The organism is Bradyrhizobium sp. RD5-C2 (genome assembly GCF_019972155.1).
Lineage (GTDB): Bacteria > Pseudomonadota > Alphaproteobacteria > Rhizobiales > Xanthobacteraceae > Bradyrhizobium.
Genome location: NZ_BOVL01000020.1, coordinates 321725 through 343113, shown reverse-complemented (window position 1 = coordinate 343113; position 21389 = coordinate 321725). Strand labels below are relative to the sequence as shown.

Below are 21389 nucleotides of genomic sequence, written 5' to 3'. Positions count from 1 at the left end.
ATCATCACTGCAGGCGGGCAAGTCCCGGTACTTCTGCGCTTCCTTGCCGGGAAGCTCTCCCTGGTCGCGGCTGCAGTCATTCGATCAAGATATCTGGCGCCAACTTGCCGGCGGGATCTATTGCATAGACCGACAGGTCGTCGACACCGTGCGAACGCAGCACCTCCTCGTCGATCAAGGTCCTGCCTGAGAATTCACGGCTGTCTTGCGTAACGATGAAGTGTGCCGCATCGGCCATGATCGAAGGCGAACGGCTGCGGCGATAGTCCGACTGGTAATGCACGCGCACGGCGTCGGTTGCAATCATGGTCTTTGGCCAAAGAGCATTGGCAGCAATTCCAAACGATCGAAATTCCTCGGCCAGTGCCAGAGTGTACATGGTCATGCAGTACTTCGAGGTGGCGTAAGCGGGATATTTGCCGAGCCAGATTGCCGACTTTGGCAGTGGCGGCGACAAGGTGAGAACGTGGGGATTTGACGACCGCTTCAGGTGCGGTACGGCATGATAAGCACAGATGTAGGTTGCCCTGCCGTTCACCGCGCTCAGCAGATCGAGCTTCCTGGCCGGCGTTTCGAGCAGTCCGGTCGGACTGATGGCGCTCGCATTGTTCACGAGGATGTCCAACCCGCCGAATTCCTGGACCGTGCTTTCGATGGCCGTTGCGAGCGCATCTGCGTCGCGCACATCGACGCGGAGGGGGAGGGCATCGGTGCCGAGCTTGCGGACCTCCTCGGCCACCGTATGAATAGTTCCGGGAAGGGTCGGATGGGGCTCGCTCGATTTGGCTAAAAGCGCTATTCGTGCTCCCTCCGATGCGAACTTGAGCGCGATCTCCCGGCCTATGCCGCGGCTCCCGCCTGTAACGAAAACAACCTTACCGTCCAGGGATCCCATTTTTCATTCTCCTCCGAATATTGGCGGCCGCTTCTCGTTGAACGCCTTCAGACCCTCGCGAAAGTCCGCCGAGGAAGCGCAGTCGACGAATGAAGCAAGCTCGGCTGAGAGTTGCTCGTCGAACGTTGCGGTACCGGCGCGCCAGATCAGGGTCTTCACCGCACGGCTTGCGGCGGGTGAGTTATCGGCTAGCGTCCGCGCCATTCTGGTCAGCTCGGCCTCGAGTTCGTGTTCCGCACATACTCCTGTGATCAGCCCGCGCGTCAGGGCCTCGCTTGCATTCATGCGATCCGAGAGGAGCATCAACTCCAACGCTCGTCTCGGCCCCGCCAGGCCCGTCAGCGAGTGCGTCATGCCGCCATCGGCTGGAACGCCCAGCCGACGATACGCCACTGAAAAATTCGCCGTTTCGGCGGCCAGAACGAAATCACAGGCCAACGCCAGAGACATTGCTCCGCCGGCGCAAGCCCCGTGCACCGCGGCGATGGCCGGCTTTCCTGAACGCCTCAGGGAAAGGAGTGCTTCGTGGAAAGCAGTGATGATGTCCATGGCAAGTCGCGGGAATGTGACGCCGGCAGCGGAGAAGGCTCGAAGATCTCCGCCGACCGAGAAATTCGCGCCGCGGCCTCGAACCACTACGACCCTGACGCCCGCGTCACGCTCGAGGTCGAAGGCAGCCGTCCTGAGTGCTGTCGCCAACTCGAGCTCGATCCCATTGCCTCGCTCGGGCCGGTTCAACCAGATCGTCCCGATCCCGTCGGCGACGACCAGTTCGATCGATGATGATACTGTGCTCATGAACTGATCGTCCTTCCGATGTTCGGCGATGATTTGCCTTGCCCGCCCCTGAAGGTCCCGTCCGGTCAAGCGGTGCCGTTCCGCTCTCTCTTTGCGCCCATCAGGTCGCTTCACCTCTTGAGGAGCGTGCACTTCGATTCGCTGACCGGCCGATAGGCGTCCTCACCCCGGATCGTCTTGACGATCTCGAGATAGTCCCACGGCTCCTTCGAGTCTGACGGCTTCTTCACGCGCGCAAGGTACATGTCACGGATCACCCGCCCATCCTCGCGCAGCTTGCCGCCATGTACGAAGGTGTCCTCAACCGGAAGTTCGCGCATCTTGGCCATGACTGCGGCGGGATCATCGGTGCCGGCAGCCTTGATCGCCTTGAGATAATGCAGCACAGAGCCATAGACGCCGGTGTGGATCATGGTCGGCATCACGTTGGTCCGTGCGAAGAACATCTTTGACCAGGCGCGGGTCTTGTCATCCAGGTTCCAGTAGGAGGCTGTCGTCATATAGGTGCCTTGCGCGGCCTGCAGGCCGACAGCGTGCACGTCGGTATCGAACATCAGCAGGCCGACAAGCTTCTGGCCGGCCTGAACCAGGCCGAATTCACCCGATTGCTTGATGGCATTGTCCGTGTCCTGGCCAGCATTGGCAAATGCCACGACATCCGCCTTGGAGTTCTGCGCCTGCAGCACAAACGACGAGAAGTCGGCTGTATTGGTCGGGTGCCGCACGCTGCCGAGCACCTTGCCGTCCAGCTCCTTGATGAAGCGCGTCGCGTCTTTCTCAAGTTGCTGCCCGAAGGTGTAGTCGGCGGTGACAAAGAACCATGACTTTCCGCCCTCCTTGATGACTGCCGAGGCCGTTACCTTGGAGAGCGCGTAGGTGTCATAGGAAAAATGGACGGTGTTCGGGCTGCACAGCTCGTCGGTCAGGGAGCTCGCGCCGGGGCCGGAGAGCAGCGCGATCTTGTTGCGCTCCCGCACCATGTTGTGAACGGCGATCGCAATTCCCGAGTTGGGAATGTCGGCGACTGCGTCGACCTTGCCGTTGTCGAACCAGTCGCGAACGATCTGCAGGCCGACGTCGGTCTTCATCTGGTGGTCGGCGCTGACGATTTCGATCGGCTTTCCCAGCACCGTCGGGCCGAACTCCTCAACGGCCATTTTTGCCGCCTCAACCGAGCCGGGACCGCTGTTATCGCGGCCCCAGCTTGAAAGGTCTGTCAGCACGCCAATCCTGACCACGTCATTCGAGATCTGGGCGGAGGCGGTCGACGCTGTCGCGACCAGGATGGCCAAGGCCAGGAAATTCCTCATCACGTGTGCTCCCTCATTATTCTCTTATGGGAAGTGAAATTTTGGTCGCGCGGGCAGAGTGTCTGCGCGACGACTCTTGATCAGACGCCGCTACCGCACCTACCGTTTATCGAAGCGCGGCTCGCGCTTATCCAGGAATGCGTTGATGCCTTCGCGTGCGTCGGCGTGCGTCAGCAGGAACGGAAAACCGTCGATTGCGTGGCGCATCTCATCGCCGCCGAGACCGCGATTGTAGAAGGACTTGGCCATCTGCACGGCGAGGCGTGGCTGTGAGGCGATGCGTTCCGCGAACGCGATTGCGTCGGAGAGAAGGCGTTCGTCAGGAACGACGCGGGATACGATGCTGAGACGGCTCGCTTCCACAGCGTTGACGGGGTCGCCGAGCATGCTCATCTCCTTGGCTTTCGCACGCCCGACGATGTCCTGGAGACGCACGATCGCGAAGCCGGGCAGTAACCCCAGCTTGATCTCGGGTACGGCAAAGCGGGCACTCTCGGCCGCCAGGATGAAGTCGGATGCGATGGCAAGCTCGAATCCGCCGCCATAGGCAATCCCATTCACGGCGGCGATCACCGGCTTGAGTGCTCGTTCCGGAGCGCTCAGGACTTCCATGGCGTCGATGAAGAAGGCGCGCGCTTTCTCCGGATCGAAATCGAAGGTGCCGATATCGGCGCCGGCGCAGAATGCCTTGCCGCCGGCACCGGTGATGATGCTGACACGTACCTCATCGTCCTTGTCAACCCGTTGCAGGCCTTCACGGATGCCTGCACGAATGCCTGGTGTCAGTGCGTTCAGCTTGTTCGGTTCGTCGAGTGTCAAGATCGCGATCTTGCCCCGGACTTCGTAGTTCACGCTTCCAAATCGCAACATATGCTGTCCTGATAGTTTATAAGGCGGCTACCGCAGGGTGAGCTCGGGCTCGACGATGGCGACGACGGCGTTTCGCTCGACGGTATCGCCCGGCTTGAAGTGGACTGCGGTCACCACACCGTCCACCTCGCTCGCAATACGCAATTCCATCTTCATGGATTCCATGACGACGGTCGGATCGCCTGCCTTCACGCGACTGCCGACCGTGACGTTGATCTTCAGCACCACACCGGTCATCGGGGCGCGCAGCTCGCCGCTAGTTTCAGCGCTGGCGCTGATGTGTCTGAGGTAGGGGATCGCGGTCATTGTATGGGCACGGCGCGGATCGTGCACGAAGATCGCATCGTCTTTCTGTGCGATCCGCACGGTCTCGCAACGCGCGTTGACTGCGGCGGCGAACATGTCATCGGCAAGCTGCGAAAGCTCCACCCGAACCCTGGCATCGTCGATGCCGATCAGCATGGAGCCGTCTGGTTGCAAGGGTGCAAAGCGGATCTCCGCGCTGCCACCTGCCGCTTCGAGATGAAGAAGGGGGATCGGTGACAAGCCGTCATCGGCTGCCGTCATCTGCCAGCCGGTCAGATCGCTGGATTGCCAGGGATTGCTGGAAGCGGCAGCGCGCTGGCGCATCATCCAGAAATATGCACCAACCGCCAGCGCGTTCGGGTCGATACAGCCGGCAGTGGTCGCGAGCGCTTCGATCTGTTCATCGATCAGACGGGTATGAAACGTCGCGGACCGGGTTTCGGGCAGAGCGATCAGCAGGCGGAGAAAATCCCGGTTGGTGATGACGCCGAAGATCGAGGTCTCGCCGAGTGCGCGATCAAGCTGGTCGAGCGCCTGATCGCGAGTGGCGGCGTGGGCAATCAGCTTGGCGAGCATCGAGTCGTAATAGGGCGTAACGGTCGACCCGCTTTCGACGCCAGTCTCGACGCGAATGCCGCCCGACGGGAACCTGACGTGGGCGAGCTCTCCGGTGGACGGCATGAAGCCGTCGTTCGGATCTTCGGCACAGATGCGCGCCTCCACCGCGTGGCCCCGGCACACCACTTCGTCCTGTTTCACGGGCAGTCCTTCGCCGGCGGCGATGCGGAGCATGGTCTCGACGATGTCGATGCCAGTGACCATTTCGGTGACGGGATGCTCGACCTGGAGCCGGGGATTGACCTCCAGAAAGTAGTAGTCGGTGCCGCTGACAATGAATTCGACCGTGCCGACACCACGGTATCCGAGCCTGCGTCCGAGCCTGACGGCGTCGTCGAGGATGCGCTGGCGAAGCGCGGCAGGCAGATTGGCGGCTGGCGCTTCCTCGATCAACTTCTGGTGGCGGCGCTGCAGCGTGCATTCACGTTCGAACAGGTGAATCACGTTGCCGTCGCCGTCGCCCGCAATCTGGACCTCGATGTGGCGCCCCTGCAGGATCAGCTTCTCGACAATCAGTCCTGGATCGCCGAAGGCATTCCTGGCCTCTCGCATCGCGGACTCGATTTCGTCGTCAAGCCCGTCGTAGGTCGAGATCGCCCGCATGCCCTTGCCGCCGCCGCCGGCCGCGGCCTTGAGCATGACCGGCAGTTCGAGCCGGCGGACGTTACGTTCGACTTCGAGGCGATTTTCGCTCGGAGCCTCGCTGCCGGGTATCGTGGGGACGCCGGCAGCGATGGATTCCCGTTTCGCGGACGCCTTGTCGCCAAGCCGCTCGATGGTTTCCGGCGTCGGTCCGATGAAGACCAGACCGGCTGCTTCGACCGCGCGGGCAAAGGCCGCGTTCTCGGCTAGGAAGCCGAACCCGGGATGGATCGCCTCCGCACCCGTGGCTATTGCGGCGGCGATGACGGCATCGATCCGCAGATAGCTTTCTGAGGCCGCCGCGCCGCCGATCTCGATGGATTCACCAATGGCCTTGACGTGCAAGGCGTCGGCATCTGCGGTGGAGTGCACGGTGGACACCGCAATGCCAAGGCGTTGGCAGGTGCGGGCGATGCGGCAGGCGATTTCGCCTCGATTGGCAATCAGAACTTTCCTGAACATGGCGGATCCCCCTGCGTCTACATCCGGAACACGCCGAAATCGGTGTGCTGGCGCGGGGCGCGCCCGGCGAGGTCTAGCAACAGCGCCATCACATTGCGGGTTTCGAGCGGATCGATCACCATGTCGCACCAGGTGTTGCGGGCAAAGTTGTAGGCATTGGCGAAATCCTCGAATGTTCTGCGGGTCGGCGCCATGTAGGCCTCGCGCTCGCCTTCCTTCCATGTCGTGCCCTCCCGCTTGTGCACCTCGTCGCGAACCATCGCGAGCGTGGTTGCGGCCTGGTCGGGACCCATGATGGCGGAACGGGCATTTGGCCACATCATCATGGCGTTCGGCCGGAACGCCCGGCCGCACATGGCGAGGTAGCCCGCGCCATAGGCATTGCCCATGATCAGCGTGTATTTCGGGACGTTGGCGCTTGCCATTGCCGTGATCATCTTCGCGCCGTTCTTGGTGATGCCGCCTTCCTCGGCTTCACGGCCAACCATGAAGCCCGTGACGTCCGCCATGAACAGCAGGGGAATGTCGCGCTTGCAGCACAGTTCGATGAAGTGCGTGGCTTTCAACGCACTTTCGGAGAACAGTACGCCGTTGTTGCAGAGGATGCCGATCTCGAAGCCCATGATCCGCGCGAAGCCGGTCACAAGCGTATCGCCATAGAGCGGCTTGAACTCATGGAATTCACTGCCGTCGACGAGACGCGCAAGGACATCGCGATTACTGGTGGGAACGCGCGGATCCGAACTGATCAGGCCGTAGATTTCGTTCGGATCGAACTGCGGTTCGCGCACCGGAGCGACGGTCCGGCTCTGCCGCGGAATTTCACCGAGACTGCCGACGATCTCGCGCGTGATAGCAATTGCATGGGCGTCGTTCTCGGCGAGATGGTCAGTAACGCCGCTCACCCGGCTATGCATCTCGCCGCCGCCGAGTGCCTCGATGCCGACCTCCTCGCGGGTCGCCGCATAGACCAGCTGCGGTCCGCCGAGAAACATGGCGCCCTGGTTTCGGATGATCACGGTCTCATCGCTCAAAGCGGGGATGTAAGCTCCGCCCGCGGTCGAAGGACCGTGCACCACCGCAATCTGCGGGATGCCTTCAGCTGACATTCTGACCTGGTTGTAAAAGATCGAGCCAAACTGGCCATCGTCAGGGAAGATATTGGGCTGATCGGGCAGGTTGGCGCCGCCGGATTGAACCAGGGTCACGCAGGGCAGCCGGTGCTGCCAGGCGAAGCGTTGGGCGCGCACATGCTTCTTGCACGTGATACCGTAATAGGTGCCGCCCTTTACGGTGGGCTCGTTGGCGATGATCATGCAGGGACGTTCGGAGATCATTCCGACGCCAGTGATGATGCTGCCGCCGGGCGGCACGCCTTCGTACAGGCCTTCGCCGGCCAGCTGACAGAACTCAAGGAACGGTGATCCAGGATCGATCAGCGCCGCGATCCGCTCGCGCGGCAACAGCTGATCGCGCTCCTTGTGAAGCTTGCGCGCCCGCTCCGGGCCGCCGAGGGCTGCCGCAGTGCGGCGCCGCCTGAGATCCGCAATGCGCTCGGCATAGGCGCTGCGGTTACGGGCGTACTCCTCGGTCGAGGTGACGACGTCCGATTTCATGATTGCCATTGGGCGTGGTCCTGGCGGCTGTGCGGCAAGCCGATCGGTGGCTTGCCGCTGGTGTAAATCGACCGGTGGTTTGGCGATGCGAGCGCTACAAAATCGATGCATTGCAAAATTCTAACGATTGTTAGAATCGATCGCGCGCGGATGCAAGCAGAACTCATGCTGATCCTCAGGCTTTCCGGAAGCGCGGCAGAGCTATATCGTCGGAGACTTGGTCGAATGCGAGCTCGACCTCCATGTCGAAGGTGACGTCCTCCGGATCGCTGCCTGTCAGGGTGCTGATCATGCGCGGCCCTTCCGCGAGTTCGACGAGCAACACGGCATAGGGGACATCAGCCTTGAATGCGGGACCGGGGGCCCGATAGACCACGCTGAAGGAGTGTACCTTACCCCGGCCGGTTGCCGACTTGTGTTCGAGCTCATCGCTGCCGCATTCGCGACATGTGGCTTGCTGGTAGTACTGCGCGTTTCGGCATTGGCGGCAGTGCTGCAGCAGGAGCTTGCCTTCCCGCAAGCCGCGCCAGAACGTGGTCGTATCGGCATCCGGCGCGGGCAGGGGCTTTTGGGCGGAATCGTCGGATGCCATCACAACGTTCCCTCCGTGCCGAGGATGGTCGTGGCGTTGGTCGCAAATCCCGCGCCGAGGCTGTGCACCAGCCCAAGCCCCGCGCTTTCGACCTGCCGCTCGCCGCATTGACCGCGCAGCTGCGCGATCACCTCATGGAAGTGGAACAGGGCGCCCGGCATTCCGGAATGTGCGAATGACAGCAAGCCGCCATGGGTGTTGGAAGGTATTTGGCCGCGGTAGCTTATCTGTCCGTCGGCGACGAACGGACCGCCTTCACCCTTCCGGCAGAACCCGAGGTCCTCAAGCATCATGACCACGGTGCCTGTGAAGCAATCATAGATTCCGGCGACCTCCATATCGCTCGGCCGGTACCCGGCCATTGCATACGCCCGCCGGCTGGATTCGACGGCACCGGTCGAGGTCAGGGATGGCATCAGGAAGATATGCTCGTGAGTGTAGCATTCTCCGCAGCCGAGGATGTAGATCGGCCTGCCGATCCCGAGTGCCTTCGCATGTTCGGCCGACGTGAGGACAAATGCCGCGCCGCCGTCCGAGATCAGCGAACAATCGAGCTTGTGATAGGGTGTGGTGACCATCGGCGAATTCAGCACATCTGCCACGGTGATCGGCGTCGTCTGCTGCGCGCCGGGGGTTTGCGCCGCGTGACGCCGGTGCACCACAGCGACCTCTGCCAGCTGCTCGGGCGTGGTGCCGAACTCTCTCATATGCCGGTGTGCGGTCATTGCGAAGGTGTTGGCAACCGGAATGCCGAACGGCATCTCGTATTGCTGATCGCGGCTTTCGGTGAGCGAACGCAGCGCCAGATCCGGCGTCAGTCCCGTCATGAGACTATCGGCCGCGACCAGCAGCACGACCTTGGCGAGGCCGCCGTGAATGGCGGCCGCACCAATGCTGAACATGGTCGCCGCCGTGGCGCCGGACACTTGCAGCGTGTTCGAGAATGTCGGCCGGATTCCAAAATATTCGCTGAAAGCAACGCTGAAACGATGGAACGGTGAGGCGAAGGCATGGCTCGACAGAACGCCGTCCACTTCGCTCTTGGCGACGCCGGCATCGGCAAGTGCGTTTCTGGCGGCTTCCGCCGCAAGCGAGAGCGGACTGCGGCCTGGCACCTTGCCGACCGCCGACAATCCGATGCCGATGACGGCAACTTTTCCCCTGAGGCTGGTGTCGCTCATGTGGAAACCTTCAACAGGCGCTCGAGTTCGTGGCGCTGGACCTTGCCGCTCGTCGAGCGCGGGAATTCACCAAAGGCAATGAAGCGGAATTCGCGCGGCCGCTTGTAGCTCGCCAACTCCCGGCGGCACAACTCGGTGAGCTCAGCCTCTGTCATGGCGGTCCCTTCGCGGCACGCGATGAAGGCAACGGGCGCCTCTCCCCACTTTGGGTCAGCGGCGCGGACGACTGCGACTTCCGCGATGCGGTCGTCGCCGAGCAGGACACGCTCGATTTCGGCGGGATAGATATTCTCGCCACCCGACTTGATCAGGTATTTGGCGCGGTCGACGAAATCGAGCGATCCGTCGGGGCTGCGCCTGAACACGTCGCCCATGTGAAACCAGCCGCCGCGGAAGTCGCGCGCGTTGGTCTCGTCCGCGCGCCAATAGCCGGAGAACAGTGTCGGGCTGCGAATTGCCAACTCGCCGGGCTCGCCGACCGCGACCTCGCTGTCGGAGGTATCAACCAGCTTGATCTGGCAGAACGCATTTTGCTGCTTGGACAGGTTGGCCGGCACATCGCCTGGCGCAATCAGCGCTCGCGTCGCGGGCGGCAGGCCGGTCTCAGTCGAACCGAAGCTGTTGAGATAGGGGGCGCCGAGCAGCCGGGTGACTTCGGCAATGGCGTGCGGGGCGACAAGATCCGCCATCGCTCCGCACACCCGCACGCCCTTCACCGTGGTGCGTTGCGCTTTCAGGCCATCGATAAGGGCCTCGACCATGCCGGGAATGAGGACCAGCCAGCCAATGTGGTGTTGAGAAACTGCCGCCAGCAGCGGCTCCAGCTGGAAGCCGTCGATCACGACGACAGTTCCGCCGCGCAGCAGGGTGGCGAGCGCATGATCGGTTGAGGCCATGTGGAACAACGGGGCCCATGCGACGAAGGTGTCGAACGGCCCGATGCCGAGCTCAGAGGAAAACACGAGAGCCCGCATCACCATCGCGCGGTGCGAAATCACGGCACCTTTCGGCAGGCCGGTCGTTCCGCTGGTATACAGAATGACGAGCCCATCTTCCGGCTGGGCAACAGACGCGGATGCGCGCGCCTCCTGTCGCGCGAGCTCGCTTTCGTATTGAGGTCCGATTTCCAGGATCGGATTCGCTTTGGTGGCCGGCGGGAGGTTTGCAGCGAGGTCGGCCTCGACCAGGAGCAGCTTGGGCGACACCAGCTCGATGCAATGAGAGAGCTCGCGCTCCGACAGCCGCCAGTTAAGACAGGCCGTGATGATTCCGAGATTGGCTGCCGCCAACTCGATCTCGAGATATTCCGGACGGTTGCGCGACAGCAGCCCAAGCCGGTCGCCCCGCTGCAGGCCGCGCGCGGCAAACAAGGCAGTTAGCCGACGCACCCGATCCCGCAACTCGCCATAGGTCACGTGCCGGTCGCGGAATTCGATTGCAAATCTGTTCGCATGGAGTTCAGCACAGGCCTCGAACAGGGCACCGACGGTTCCGATGCCGGATCCGCCGTCTGTCTGGATACTGAATCCGGTTTCCATCAACGTTTCCTCGAGCGCTGTCTTGCGACATTCTTGTTTCGAACCAGCGCTTGCACCGGCCGACCACAAATTCTAACATCTGTTAGAAACAATTGGTAGCGCTTCTTATGCGCCAAAAGCAGGAAGATCAACATGTCCAATCGATACGCGGCTTACACGAAGTTGAAGCTCGACTATCCGGCTGAACGGGTCCTTCGGATCACCTTCGACCGACCGGAGACCTACAACTCCGTCGACGCCGAGACCCATACGCAGCTCACGCACATCTGGCGAGACATCGACAACGATCCCGACATCAACGCCGTGATCGTCACGGGGGCGGGCAAGGCCTTCTCGGCCGGCGGCGATTTCGAGCTGATCAAGTCGCTGCTCGACAATCCGGCCGCACGGATGGCGACCTGGAAAGAGGCCAAGGATCTCGTTTACAACGTCATCAACTGCAACAAGCCCATCATCTCCGCGATCAACGGCGTTGCCGTTGGAGCCGGCCTCGTCGTCGGGATCCTTGCCGACGTCTCGATCTGTGGCAAATCGGCGCGGATCGTCGATGGGCACACCCGGCTCGGTGTCGCCGCCGGCGACGTCGCCTGCATCATCTGGCCGCTGCTTTGCGGACTGGCGAAGGCAAAATACTATCTGCTCACTTGCAAGCCGCTGTCGGGTGAGGAAGCCGAGCGGATCGGCCTGGTTTCGCTGTGCGTCGAAGATGCGGAGCTGCAAAGCATCGCACTGGAAACAGCGCAGGATCTCGCCGCCGGCGCACAGAGTGCGATCCGCTGGACCAAATACGCGTTGAACAACTGGCTTCGCGTCAACGGGCCGTTGTTCGATACGTCGACCGCCCTCGAAATCCTGGGCTTTGCCGGCAATGAGGCCCGTGAAGGGCTGGCCTCGCACCTTGAGAAGCGCAAGCCGGCGTTCCCCAGGGATTGCCCGATCTAGGATCGCCTGTTCCGCGTCAAGGCAACTGACATGTGGTTGCCCTGACGCCTTGCTTCGCAATATTCGGCGTCGCCTGGTCCTGGCCAATCCGGGTCGGTTGCTATCCCTTGAGCTTCTGGCGGATGTGCTCGATGGCCTCCGGGTTAGCCAGCGCCGACAAATCGCCGGGGTCCTTGTCTTCGAAGACAGCGCGGAGCACGCGTCGCATGATCTTCATGTTGCGCGTCTTCGGCAGGTCATCGACCAGCAGCACTCTTTCCGGGCGGTACGAGGCACCCATTCCGTGCACCAGGGCTAGGGCGAGTTCCTCCGATAGCGCGTGTGAATCTTTTGTACCTGGGCTCGGTACGCATGCACACATGACGGTGGAGCCCTTGATCGGGTGGGGAACACTGAAGACGGCGGCTTCCGCGACCTTGCCGGTTGCGGTCAGCACGCCCTCGAGCTCAGCCGGACCGACGCGTTTCCCCGAGATCTTGAGAGTGTCGTCCGAACGGCCAAGAATGTAATAGAGACCGTCCTTGCCGCGCATTGCAAAGTCGCCATGCACCCAGATTCCCGGAATCGTGTTCCAGTAGCTCTCGAGATAGCGCTGGTCGCCTTTCCACAGGCTCTTGGTGAGCCCGATCGATGCATGACGCAGCACCAGCTCGCCGACCTCGCCGTCGGGGACACGGCCACCCGCCATGTCAACGATATCTGCACCGACTCCGAGGGCCGGCCGGGAGAACGAACATGGGTTCATCGGATGGTTCGGAGTGCCGGTGAAGATGCAGCCGCCGACTTCCGTTCCGCCGGAGATGTTGATGATTGGAATCTGCGACTTGCATACGTGTTCGAAGAACCATCGCCATGGCGTCTCCGTCCAGGCCTCGCCGCCCGAGGCCGTTATCCGCAGGCTGGAGAGGTCGTACTGCTCGACCTCGTCACCGTAGCGCATCATGCCGCGCACGATCGTCGGCGAAACGCCGAGATAGGTGACCCGGTGATCGGCGATCAGGCGCCAGAAACGTCCGGTATCGGGATAATCGGGGGTCCCTTCGGCGACGAGCAGCCTGCCGCCAGCGAAGCTTGGAATACACGCGCACATCGCGCCCACCATCCACCCCATGTCACTGAAGAAGAAAAACAGGTCTGTCGGTTTGAAGTCGCCGCAGATGATCATGTCCCGCGTCACCATCGAGCCAATGAAACTGATATGCGTCCACACGCAGCCCTTTGGTTCGCCGGTCGTTCCCGACGTGTAGAGGAGGATGGCGGGGTCTTCCGCGTCCATCTCGACGGTCGGAACCCATGCCTCCTCCTTGGCGATCTCATCCCACCAATAGTCACGTCCCATCTGCATGGGGGTGTCGATGCCGAGCCCGCCGCGGTCGGCAACGATCACATGCCGGACGGTTGGTGCGGTCTCGAGTGCCTCGTCGAGAATCGATTTCAGCGGAGCCGGGGCGCCCCGGCGCCAGGTGCCGTTCGCGGTGATGACAGCTTTTGCTTCACCGTGGTTGAGCCGGGCCCGGATCGGATCGGGACCGAAGCCGGAGAACAATGGCATCACGATTGCCCCGATCTTCAGGATCGCAAAGAAAGCCACGAAGGTTTCGGGAAGGTTGGGCATGTAGATCGCAACGACGTCGCCCTTGCCGATTCCGAGCTTGCGCAGGCCGGAAGCGAGCCGTCCGACGGCTGATTCGAATTCGGCGTAGCTTAATCGTCGCTGGTCATGCCGGTCTTCGCCTTCCCAGACTAGGAATGTCTCGTCCCAGACTTCGGTTCCCCGGTGCTTGTCGATGCAATTGAGGACGATGTTCGTGGTCCCGCCGACGCACCAGCGCGCCCACGGTTCGCCCCGTGCACGATCCAGGATCTTCTCGGGCTTTTGATAGAAGCGGACGTCACAGAACTCAAACACTTCCTGCACGAGCCAGGCAGGATCGATCTCGGCTTTGGCCGCGAGCGTGTCGTAGTTCGGCTGCCCCGTGGCGCGAAGGAACGCGCTCAGGTTGCTCTTCTCCACCAGTTCCGCGGGGGGCGTCCAGAGATACGCCATCTTGTTTCCTCCTGCCTCGAGAGCTGCGCCATGTTCTTGCATCTGGCGTGCGGCGATGTATTCTAACAAATGTTAGAATTCAAGGAAGAAGATATCGTGGCTGAAAATGAGCAGGTCCGTTACTCGGTCGAACATGGCATCGCGACCGTGACCATCGAGCGTCCCGAACGCAAGAATGCGCTCTCGGTCGAGGCGATGAACGGCCTGACCGACGCCTGGAGCAAGGCCGAAGCCGATGCCTCCGTACGTGTGATCATCCTGACCTCAGCGGATTGCGGGGTATTCTGCGCAGGGCTGGATCTGAAGCAGGCCGCAGAGATCCGGGCGAGGGATGGGGTGGATATTCTGACGCTGATGCGTGATCCAATGCAGCACGCGATGCAGAAGGTCTCCAAGCCCATCATTGCTGCCATGACAGGGTCCTTGATGGCTGGCGGGATGATGCTTGCGTTGAAATGCGACTTGAGGATCGGGTTGCGCGGCACTCGCGCGGGGATTACCGAGGTGAAGATGGGGCGCGGCTCCCCGTGGGCGGTGCCAATGCTTTGGATGGTGCCGCAAACGCTACTGATGGAGATGGTTCTGACCGGCGAGACGATCCCGATCGAGCGGCTCGCGGAGCAGGGCTTTTTGAACTCGCTTGAGGACACGCCGAAAGCCGTGCGCGAACGTGCGCTTGGACTGGCGCGAAAGATCGTCGAGGGCGCGCCATTGTCGGTCAAGGCGGCCAAAGCGAGCGTGCTTTCCGCGATGGACCTGGGGCTTGCACAGGGCCTCATCGCGGCCGAGCAGCTGCACGCCGAGGTCTATGCCAGTCTCGATGCGATAGAAGGACCGAAGGCTTTCGCAGAGAAGCGCAAGCCGGTCTGGCAGGGCAGATAGATCGGGATCAGGGTTTATTGACGCCTTCGAAGATCAGCGTCTCCGTGCGACGGGCCAATTCAAGCACGGCATCCTTGTTTTCCAGTCTGAACCATTCGATCGTCCAGTTGAGAGCGCCGATCACGAACATACGCAATGGCACCACTTCCATGTCAGCGCGGATCTCGCCAGCGCGGCGGGCGTCGATGAAGAGTTGGTCCCAATATTCCGCGTATGCGCGGCGCAGCGGCCGGTGCGGCTTCTTCAGTTGCTCCGGCAATTGCCCGTAGATTCGAATATTGGCTGAAGTGAAGTCGCTGGTCTCGAGCAGTGCGACGAGATGGGCTTCGATCGCAAGACCAATCTTGCGCCGGTGCGATACTTTTCCGGCACGTTCGACCGAGTTCTTGACGGTCTCGAACACGTGGCGGAGGCCGCGGTCCAGCACTTCGTCGAGAATCTGCTCCTTGGAATCGAAATGGTAGTAGATGCTGCCAGCCTTGATCTTGGCTCTTGCTGCAATCTGGCGCAGGGTCGTTGCCGAAAATCCCTGGCGGCGAAACAGCTGTGCTGCCGAGTGCAGGATGAGATCGCGCGACCGCTCGGACTTAGACGTTGCGGCCGTAGAGGTGTTGTCAGGCGCAGCCTTTCGTCCTGGGCTTGCGGACGGGGGCTTCGGCCGGCGCGCTGCCGGCCTCGGGCCTGACCGGTCACCGGAACGCAGGGATGACCGCACAACCTTCATGCTTACCGCAAGCTCCATCTCGACTATTGGCCTGCCGGCTCGTGCAACCAATCATCGCTGTCGAAGCAGATTCCGCAGCCTATGGCAATATCCGTCAGAAAGCACCCCGACGGGTGCCTGGAGGCATCAACATCGGGCCGGTAACCGGGCAGGCATCGACGGCGCTCTCAGCAAGCGTCAAGCCTGCGGCTTTCCATCGCTGTCGTCGAGTGCTTTGTCGGCCGTGTGGCCTTCGGCCGTTGCCTCGACATCTTCGACGATCTGCCGCCGCGCCGCTCGATCCTTGATCGAGCGGAATGCTCGCAATAGTCGAAATATTTCTGCCGCGTCTCGAGCGAGTTGCTCCCTTGTCAAAACTGAATCCCCGCAACGCCCCACTGAAACGGAGTGGGATCGAAAAGGACTGTCCGAGGAGTGGTCCTAATCGGGACGGCTGCAATAGGCCTGAAAAAAACTGAACGATAAGAACATATTGCAAGCTAGACGTAACATCGGCAGGGATCTTGCTACGATTCGTCCCATCTCTCGAAGCCCGGATCAGTACGGAGTCCTGGCCCCCCGCTGGCGCGGTGGATCTGCGGCAGCCGCAGTATGCGGCGATCCGAAATGACATGAGATTGGTTGACGCTACCGTGTCGGGAAGGGCTCGAAGGAAATCATCTCCAAAAAGATTGGCGGGGACCATCGCGATCCCGGCCAAGTTCTGGAAGAGCAGAGCCCGAGTTAGATCTTCGCTGCGGCAACCGCTTTAATCTCGATGATCAGACCTGGACGAGCCAGGCCCGCGATGTCGAGAATGGTCCACGTCGGGAACGGCGCAGGAACGTACTTTTCCTTGACCTTCATGAACTCCGCCAAATGATTGTTGGTGTTCAAGCCGACGTGGTAGGAAACGAGTTCGACCAGGTCACTCATCTCGCAGCCGGTCTCTTCCAGAACCAGCTTGAGACGCTCGAAGGCGTTGACGAACTGCTGCTCCAGCCTTTCGGGAATCGAACCGTCTTGATTGAGACCGATCTGGCCGGCGACGAAGACGAGGCCTCCAGCTTTGACCGCGGAGGAATACTGAAACTTGTCGAAGATCGTTCCCCCGGTCGCTAGGGCGAAGATCGGGTTCTTGGAAGCATAGGTGGACTTGGTCATTGGAGGTCCTCTGATTGCGAACGTTAGAGTCTGGTACCGGGCGCCAGCTCGAGGCCGAGCAGCAGACGCCCGTAAGCTTCCGAGATTGGCTCCGGCTGAAGCAGGAAATGCGAACTCATAGCGTGGACGTCCCTGAACAAGCGCTCGATACGGGTTCCCTCAGGTAGCAACGAGCCGCCCAGTGCGGCGAACAACCGCTGCGCTGAACTCAACGCTTGGCGGGACGCGATAGCCACCTTGGTGCGGCTCAAGCCACGCTCTTCGTGGCTGAGAGGCTCGCCTCGGAGAATTCGATGTTCGACAGCCGCTGTTTCAGCGATCAGGAAATCGCGCAGAAAGCTCATCGTGGCGGCGCTCGTTCCTGCATCAACCTGCGCAATCTTATCGTTGATCTGCGCTTGCTGATTTCCGGAACTGACGCGACCCCGGATGATTCTGATGCATTCCTCGCTGCATGCGCTGGCGACGCCAAGTGTCGGCGCGAGAACGGACATCGCATTGGCGGTGTTCAGGGGAAAGTCGTAGACTGGTTCCGTATTTGGGCAGGTCGGATGCTTCGCGCCTGCCTGCAGCTCTGTCCAGCTCATGAAGCGATGGGACGGAACGAACGTCTTGCTGAGGGTGACGTTCTTGCTGCCGGTCCCCCGCATGCCCATCACGCGCCAGCTGCTGTGGTCGATGGCAAATTCGGACTGAGGGACAACGACGACGTGAGGAGCCGGCGACCCGTCAACACCGGAGATGTTGATGAGGAGACCGAGCCAGTCGGCAACGTCCACACCGGACGCGTATCGCCAGCGACCACTCAGCACGATGCCACCGTCGGCGGGTCCGATCTTGATGTCCTGGCCGACGCCGCCGGTCAGCATCGGAACGATCGGCGACACGTTGGGAGCAAAGATCTCTCGCTGGGCATCGGCAGCAAATTTGCCGAGCATGATGATATTGGCGCTTGTCAATCCCGCCAGCCAGGCGGACGACGAACAGCCCAGCGCCACGTTGAACGTGGCCTCCCAGGCGAAGCGGGGTGAGACGCCGAGCCCGCCAAAGCATGTCGGCCGCATCAGGTCGAACAGCCCGGTCTCGAACAGGCGCTCGGCCACATCGTCAGGTATCCGGCGCGCTTCTTCGATCCGCGCGGCTTGTTCGCCAAGCCATGGCGCGAGCGCAGCTGTTCGTTCGAGCACCTTCTCCGCCCCGGCCTCGGTCGAGGTTGGGACTGCGGTCAGCTGAGCCAAGCCCATTGCGATTGCCTCCTCTCGCGTTATCATCTGCATGGGGTACCGTGCGGTGACGTCGCACGCTGTATCGCCGGATACGTGTTGATCGTTTCAAGAATCAGCGGAGGGGCATGAATGGCGAAGAAGCCCGCCGCGACCTGGCGGATGACGGATACGCTCGCCGCCAAGCTGCGGTCGTTTGAGGGGAAGGTGCGCCTGCGTCGTTTCGATGAAGGTGAGCAGCTCTATCGACAGGACGAGATCAATTCCTGCTTCTACTTCGTGAAATCCGGCCTGGTCCAGATCTCGATCTTCAGACGGGACGGTACCGAGCTGATTCTGGAGAACATGGGACCGAACGCCCTATGCGGCGAAGGCGCTGCATTCGACGGGTTGCCGCGTTTCTCGACCGCGGTCGCCATAGAACCAACTGAAGCGCTCGAATTCGACACTGCTCGGCTGGAGCCGTTGATGCGGGCGGACCCCGAATTTGCGCTGGCGTTGCTCAGCCTGACCAGTCTGAAGCAGCGAATCCTCGCATTGCGGATGGAGCACCTGGTCTCCAACGATCCGGAGGAACGCATCCTCGAATTGCTGGGCCGGCTGAGCAGGATGTTTGCCGTCGATCACGAGCGGGGCCGCAAGATCCTGACCTATCTCACGCATGAGCAGATCGCCTCGATGACCGGTACATCCCGCGTTACGGTCACCCGGACGCTCGGCCGGCTGCGCGACAAGGGCATGTTGTCCGTCGAGGATGGCTACACGATCCTCGCCCGCGATCTTGATGGTTGAGATCGGCTAGCCGGTCCACCAGAGGTCATCGATGCGTTGTTCGCCCGGTTGATCCGCGGAACCGTAAGGAAGGCTCGCGTACTTCCCCCCATGATAGAGCAGCGGCGTCGCGGCAGTTTCCGGGCCGAACATCTCATCGATCCGGCCGATCAGGATGCGGTGGTCTCCTCCCGGGTACTCCGCGACGAGCTGGCATCGGAAGACGGCATTGGCTCCCACGATCCATGGCACGCAATCACTCTCCCGCCAGCGCCATGTCGGCACCGGAAGTGGTTTGCCGGCGTGATGCATGGAGACATCCTGCTGGCTGCCTGCGAGCAGGTTGACGGAAAATGCGCCGACGGCTGCGATCCGCCTGGCGGTCGCACTCGTCTGGGACGCACAAAACAACAGCAACGGTGGGTCAAGGCTCACCGGCGTCAGCGAGTTCACTGTCATGCCCGTCGGGCTGCCGTCGCCGGCAACGGCGATCAACGTCACACCTGTGGTGAGCCTCCGAAACAGTGTCCGAAAGTCGCGGGTGGTATTCCCATTCATGCTGCCGCACTCCGTAGGTTGGAGCCTTCAAGTTGTCTGATCCTACCTGCGAGATCTGGCATTCGCTGTATCCAGCAGTACAGAGTCGCCTCCGGCTCAACTCCCTTCGTTTGCTGCAAGCTTCTGAAATTGACGTTTCATCTCGTTGACCTTCGCAATGTATGCCGCGACGAGGTGGTCGCCGCATCGTTCGCCCGGGGCAGGCCGGAAACTGCGGCGCACGAAGGCTCGTGCCGGGCCGGTGCCGCAGAGATGGATGAGCGCGGCGAGATCCTGCTTCTGCTGGGGACTGGCGGTGTTCTTCGGCACGGCAGCGAGAACCCTTGCGACGTTGCCGTCCAGGTATATCGCTGCGAGCTCCGTGGCGTGACCCGGCAGCGTGCGAACATAGAGGCCATTGAACCGGCAGTCCGCAGTGACGACCGCGTGCTGGCGAATGCAGTAGCTGTTGGCCTCCGCGAACGCCGGGTCTGTCATCTGATACAGGCCGACGGCACTCGAGGCGGGCTTGTATTCCTCTTGCCGCATAGTCGTAGCAACAGCGTAATCCGGCCCATCGGAATGACCTGTCGCGGCTTCTTCTCGAAGTATTCAATGAGCTCGTCGAGTTCATCTTGGGTGGGCCGCCGGTCTCGTTCATCGCCCTTTCCCACAAGACCCAGATACGCTAGCGCAACGCGTGCCAGGCGAACCTCCTCGGCTGAGACCTCGATACCGTGAACCGCTGCTGCGTGTGTTACCACGGTCCTGATGAACGACATGTCGACTGCAAGAGTCGCCGGCCCGGCACCTTCCTTCGCTCGCATTCTGCCGTATTCGATCAGTCGCTCTCTGCTGAGACGAGGCGGCTTTACGGGCCCAAGATCCTCCTTCAGTGCCCCTAAGACAGCCGCTTTGGATCTACGGGGAGGGCGGCCGACCTCGTGCATGTCTTCGATATGAAGGTCGATAATGTCACCGAGGGTTTTCGCCTTTGCGACGGCACGCGGCTTGGGGACCCCTACGATCAATATTGCACTCCATGTCGAGCGCCCATTCCTCGCCGTCCTTGCGGCGACGGAAGGTCTCTGCCACGTAGCGGTTCTTGCGGCGGACTTGGACTCGCCAGTTCCCGGACGGTAGCTGAACGAAGCTGGCCACGGCCGTGTGCACTCCCTATTTCGTGTGCGCTGTGTGTGCACTGACAGGTCAAAACGGGTACAAGCGTGTGCAAATTCGGGTAGTTTGGAGGGCACACGTTCATGGTTCATCCTGTTGAAGCGTAAGGTAAATAATTGAAATCGCAAGACTATCGCTTTTCTGTAGCCCCGATGATGGACTGGACGGATAAGCATTGCCGGGTCTTCCATCGCCTGATGTCGCGGCGGGCGCGGCTTTATACGGAGATGCTGACCACGGGTGCTGTGATCCACGGCGACCGGGCGCGGCTGCTCGGCTTCGATGCCAGCGAGCATCCGGTGGCGCTGCAGCTCGGCGGTTCCGATCCGCGCGATCTCGCGACCGCCGCGCGGATCGGCGAGGATTTCGGCTATGACGAGATCAATCTCAATGTCGGCTGTCCGTCCGATCGGGTGAAGGACGGCCGGTTCGGCGCCTGCCTGATGGCGGAGCCCGCGCTGGTCGCCGAGGGCGTTGCGGCGATGAAGCGCGCGGTGAAGATTCCGGTGACAGTGAAGTGCCGGATCGGCATCGACGACCAGGATCCGGAAGTCGCGCTCGATGCGCTGGCGCGCGGCGTGATTGCAGCCGGCGCGGATGCGCTTGTCGTGCATGCGCGCAAGGCCTGGCTCAACGGATTGTCGCCGAAGGAGAACCGCGACATCCCGCCGCTCGACTACGATCGCGTCTATCGCCTCAAGGCGGCGCTGCCGGACGTGCCCATCATCATCAACGGCGGCATCACGAGTATCGTAGAAGCGAAGCAGCATCTGGCGCATGTCGATGGCGTGATGCTGGGGCGGGCGGCCTACCAGGAGCCGTGGCGGCTGCTGTCAGTGGATTCCGAGCTGTTCGGTGAAATGTCGCCGCACGCCACGATGAAGGACGTGTTCGCGGCGATGTTGCCCTATATCGAGCGGCAACTGGCCGAGGGCACGCGGCTGCATTCGATCACGCGCCACTTCGTCGGCGCCTTCCATGGCGTTCCCGGTGCGCGCGCGTTTCGCAGGCACCTCGCGGAGAATGGTGTGCGGCCGGGCGCCGGGACTGACGTGCTGCGCGACGCGATTGCACGTGTTGACGATCGCGCGCCTGCGGCGGTCGCGGCCTGAG

At 61.7% G+C, this 21389-nt stretch carries 20 protein-coding genes; 4 read left to right on the top strand and 16 right to left on the bottom strand.

The features are described 5' to 3' along the window. Window positions 1-76 precede the first annotated feature (76 nt). The 9 genes from BraRD5C2_RS26525 to BraRD5C2_RS26485 form a co-directional block, all read right to left on the bottom strand. Window positions 77-895, bottom strand: a complete 819-nt coding sequence (locus tag BraRD5C2_RS26525) for an SDR family oxidoreductase (protein ID WP_223973521.1) — start codon at window positions 893-895, stop codon at window positions 77-79. Window positions 896-898: 3 nt separating this feature from the next. Further along, a complete protein-coding gene (locus tag BraRD5C2_RS26520; protein ID WP_223973519.1) occupies window positions 899-1762 on the bottom strand; it encodes an enoyl-CoA hydratase/isomerase family protein in 864 nt (287 codons plus the stop codon). Between the two features lie 41 nt (window positions 1763-1803). Further along, window positions 1804-3003, bottom strand: coding sequence for an ABC transporter substrate-binding protein (locus BraRD5C2_RS26515; protein ID WP_223973517.1), 1200 nt, complete (start codon window positions 3001-3003; stop codon window positions 1804-1806). A 99-nt stretch (window positions 3004-3102) separates the two neighbouring features. Beyond that, the gene (locus BraRD5C2_RS26510; RefSeq protein WP_223973507.1) at window positions 3103-3855 is read right to left on the bottom strand and encodes an enoyl-CoA hydratase/isomerase family protein; all 753 of its coding nucleotides are present in this window, start codon (window positions 3853-3855) and stop codon (window positions 3103-3105) included. Between the two features lie 45 nt (window positions 3856-3900). After that, window positions 3901-5901, bottom strand: coding sequence for an acetyl/propionyl/methylcrotonyl-CoA carboxylase subunit alpha (locus BraRD5C2_RS26505; protein ID WP_223973505.1), 2001 nt, complete (start codon window positions 5899-5901; stop codon window positions 3901-3903). 17 nt (window positions 5902-5918) lie between these two features. Next, window positions 5919-7526, bottom strand: a complete 1608-nt coding sequence (locus BraRD5C2_RS26500) for a carboxyl transferase domain-containing protein (protein WP_223973503.1) — start codon at window positions 7524-7526, stop codon at window positions 5919-5921. A 166-nt stretch (window positions 7527-7692) separates the two neighbouring features. Beyond that, complete coding sequence (locus BraRD5C2_RS26495) at window positions 7693-8109, bottom strand: Zn-ribbon domain-containing OB-fold protein (RefSeq protein ID WP_223973501.1); 417 nt, start codon at window positions 8107-8109, stop codon at window positions 7693-7695. Next, a complete protein-coding gene (locus tag BraRD5C2_RS26490; RefSeq protein WP_223973499.1) occupies window positions 8109-9290 on the bottom strand; it encodes a thiolase C-terminal domain-containing protein in 1182 nt (393 codons plus the stop codon). The genes BraRD5C2_RS26495 and BraRD5C2_RS26490 overlap by 1 nt, the downstream gene beginning before the upstream one ends. Further along, entirely contained in the window at window positions 9287-10828 is a 1542-nt protein-coding gene (locus BraRD5C2_RS26485; protein WP_223973497.1) for a class I adenylate-forming enzyme family protein, read from the bottom strand. Before BraRD5C2_RS26485 ends, BraRD5C2_RS26490 begins: the two co-directional genes overlap by 4 nt. Window positions 10829-10960: 132 nt before the next feature. Between BraRD5C2_RS26485 and BraRD5C2_RS26480 the strand changes: the two genes are divergently transcribed. After that, the gene (locus BraRD5C2_RS26480; protein ID WP_223973495.1) at window positions 10961-11770 is read left to right on the top strand and encodes an enoyl-CoA hydratase/isomerase family protein; all 810 of its coding nucleotides are present in this window, start codon (window positions 10961-10963) and stop codon (window positions 11768-11770) included. A 100-nt stretch (window positions 11771-11870) separates the two neighbouring features. Here BraRD5C2_RS26480 and BraRD5C2_RS26475 read toward each other — a convergent pair whose 3' ends face one another. Beyond that, window positions 11871-13817 carry an AMP-binding protein gene (locus tag BraRD5C2_RS26475; protein ID WP_223973494.1) on the bottom strand — a complete coding sequence of 649 codons (1947 nt, stop codon included), beginning with the start codon at window positions 13815-13817 and terminating at the stop codon, window positions 11871-11873. A 69-nt stretch (window positions 13818-13886) separates the two neighbouring features. Here BraRD5C2_RS26475 and BraRD5C2_RS26470 point away from each other — a divergent pair, with 69 nt between their 5' ends. Next, a complete protein-coding gene (locus BraRD5C2_RS26470) occupies window positions 13887-14699 on the top strand; it encodes an enoyl-CoA hydratase/isomerase family protein (protein ID WP_223973491.1) in 813 nt (270 codons plus the stop codon). A gap of 7 nt (window positions 14700-14706) precedes the next feature. On the opposite strand, the gene BraRD5C2_RS26465 is transcribed toward BraRD5C2_RS26470, so the two are convergent. The 3 genes from BraRD5C2_RS26465 to BraRD5C2_RS26455 form a co-directional block, all read right to left on the bottom strand. Continuing rightward, window positions 14707-15423, bottom strand: coding sequence for a TetR/AcrR family transcriptional regulator (locus tag BraRD5C2_RS26465; RefSeq protein WP_223973489.1), 717 nt, complete (start codon window positions 15421-15423; stop codon window positions 14707-14709). 723 nt (window positions 15424-16146) lie between these two features. Continuing rightward, window positions 16147-16566: a RidA family protein gene (locus BraRD5C2_RS26460; RefSeq protein WP_223973487.1), complete on the bottom strand. Its 420-nt coding sequence runs from the start codon at window positions 16564-16566 to the stop codon at window positions 16147-16149. Between the two features lie 23 nt (window positions 16567-16589). Next, a complete protein-coding gene (locus BraRD5C2_RS26455) occupies window positions 16590-17810 on the bottom strand; it encodes an acyl-CoA dehydrogenase family protein (protein WP_223973485.1) in 1221 nt (406 codons plus the stop codon). Between the two features lie 111 nt (window positions 17811-17921). Here BraRD5C2_RS26455 and BraRD5C2_RS26450 point away from each other — a divergent pair, with 111 nt between their 5' ends. Next, window positions 17922-18581: a Crp/Fnr family transcriptional regulator gene (locus tag BraRD5C2_RS26450; RefSeq protein WP_223973483.1), complete on the top strand. Its 660-nt coding sequence runs from the start codon at window positions 17922-17924 to the stop codon at window positions 18579-18581. Window positions 18582-18587: 6 nt separating this feature from the next. Here BraRD5C2_RS26450 and BraRD5C2_RS26445 read toward each other — a convergent pair whose 3' ends face one another. The 3 genes from BraRD5C2_RS26445 to BraRD5C2_RS26435 all read right to left on the bottom strand — a co-directional run bounded on the left by BraRD5C2_RS26445 (window position 18588) and on the right by BraRD5C2_RS26435 (window position 20128). Then, window positions 18588-19118 (bottom strand): flavin reductase family protein, encoded by a 531-nt coding sequence (locus tag BraRD5C2_RS26445; protein WP_223973474.1) that lies wholly within the window; start codon window positions 19116-19118, stop codon window positions 18588-18590. Window positions 19119-19214: 96 nt separating this feature from the next. Beyond that, window positions 19215-19595 carry a hypothetical protein gene (locus BraRD5C2_RS26440; protein ID WP_223973472.1) on the bottom strand — a complete coding sequence of 127 codons (381 nt, stop codon included), beginning with the start codon at window positions 19593-19595 and terminating at the stop codon, window positions 19215-19217. Further along, complete coding sequence (locus BraRD5C2_RS26435) at window positions 19592-20128, bottom strand: hypothetical protein (protein ID WP_223973470.1); 537 nt, start codon at window positions 20126-20128, stop codon at window positions 19592-19594. The genes BraRD5C2_RS26440 and BraRD5C2_RS26435 overlap by 4 nt, the downstream gene beginning before the upstream one ends. 264 nt (window positions 20129-20392) lie before the next feature. On the opposite strand from BraRD5C2_RS26435, the gene dusA reads away from it, so the two are divergent. Continuing rightward, window positions 20393-21388 (top strand): tRNA dihydrouridine(20/20a) synthase DusA, encoded by a 996-nt coding sequence (gene dusA / locus BraRD5C2_RS26430; RefSeq protein ID WP_223973468.1) that lies wholly within the window; start codon window positions 20393-20395, stop codon window positions 21386-21388. The last annotated feature ends 1 nt before the right edge of the window (window position 21389 follow it).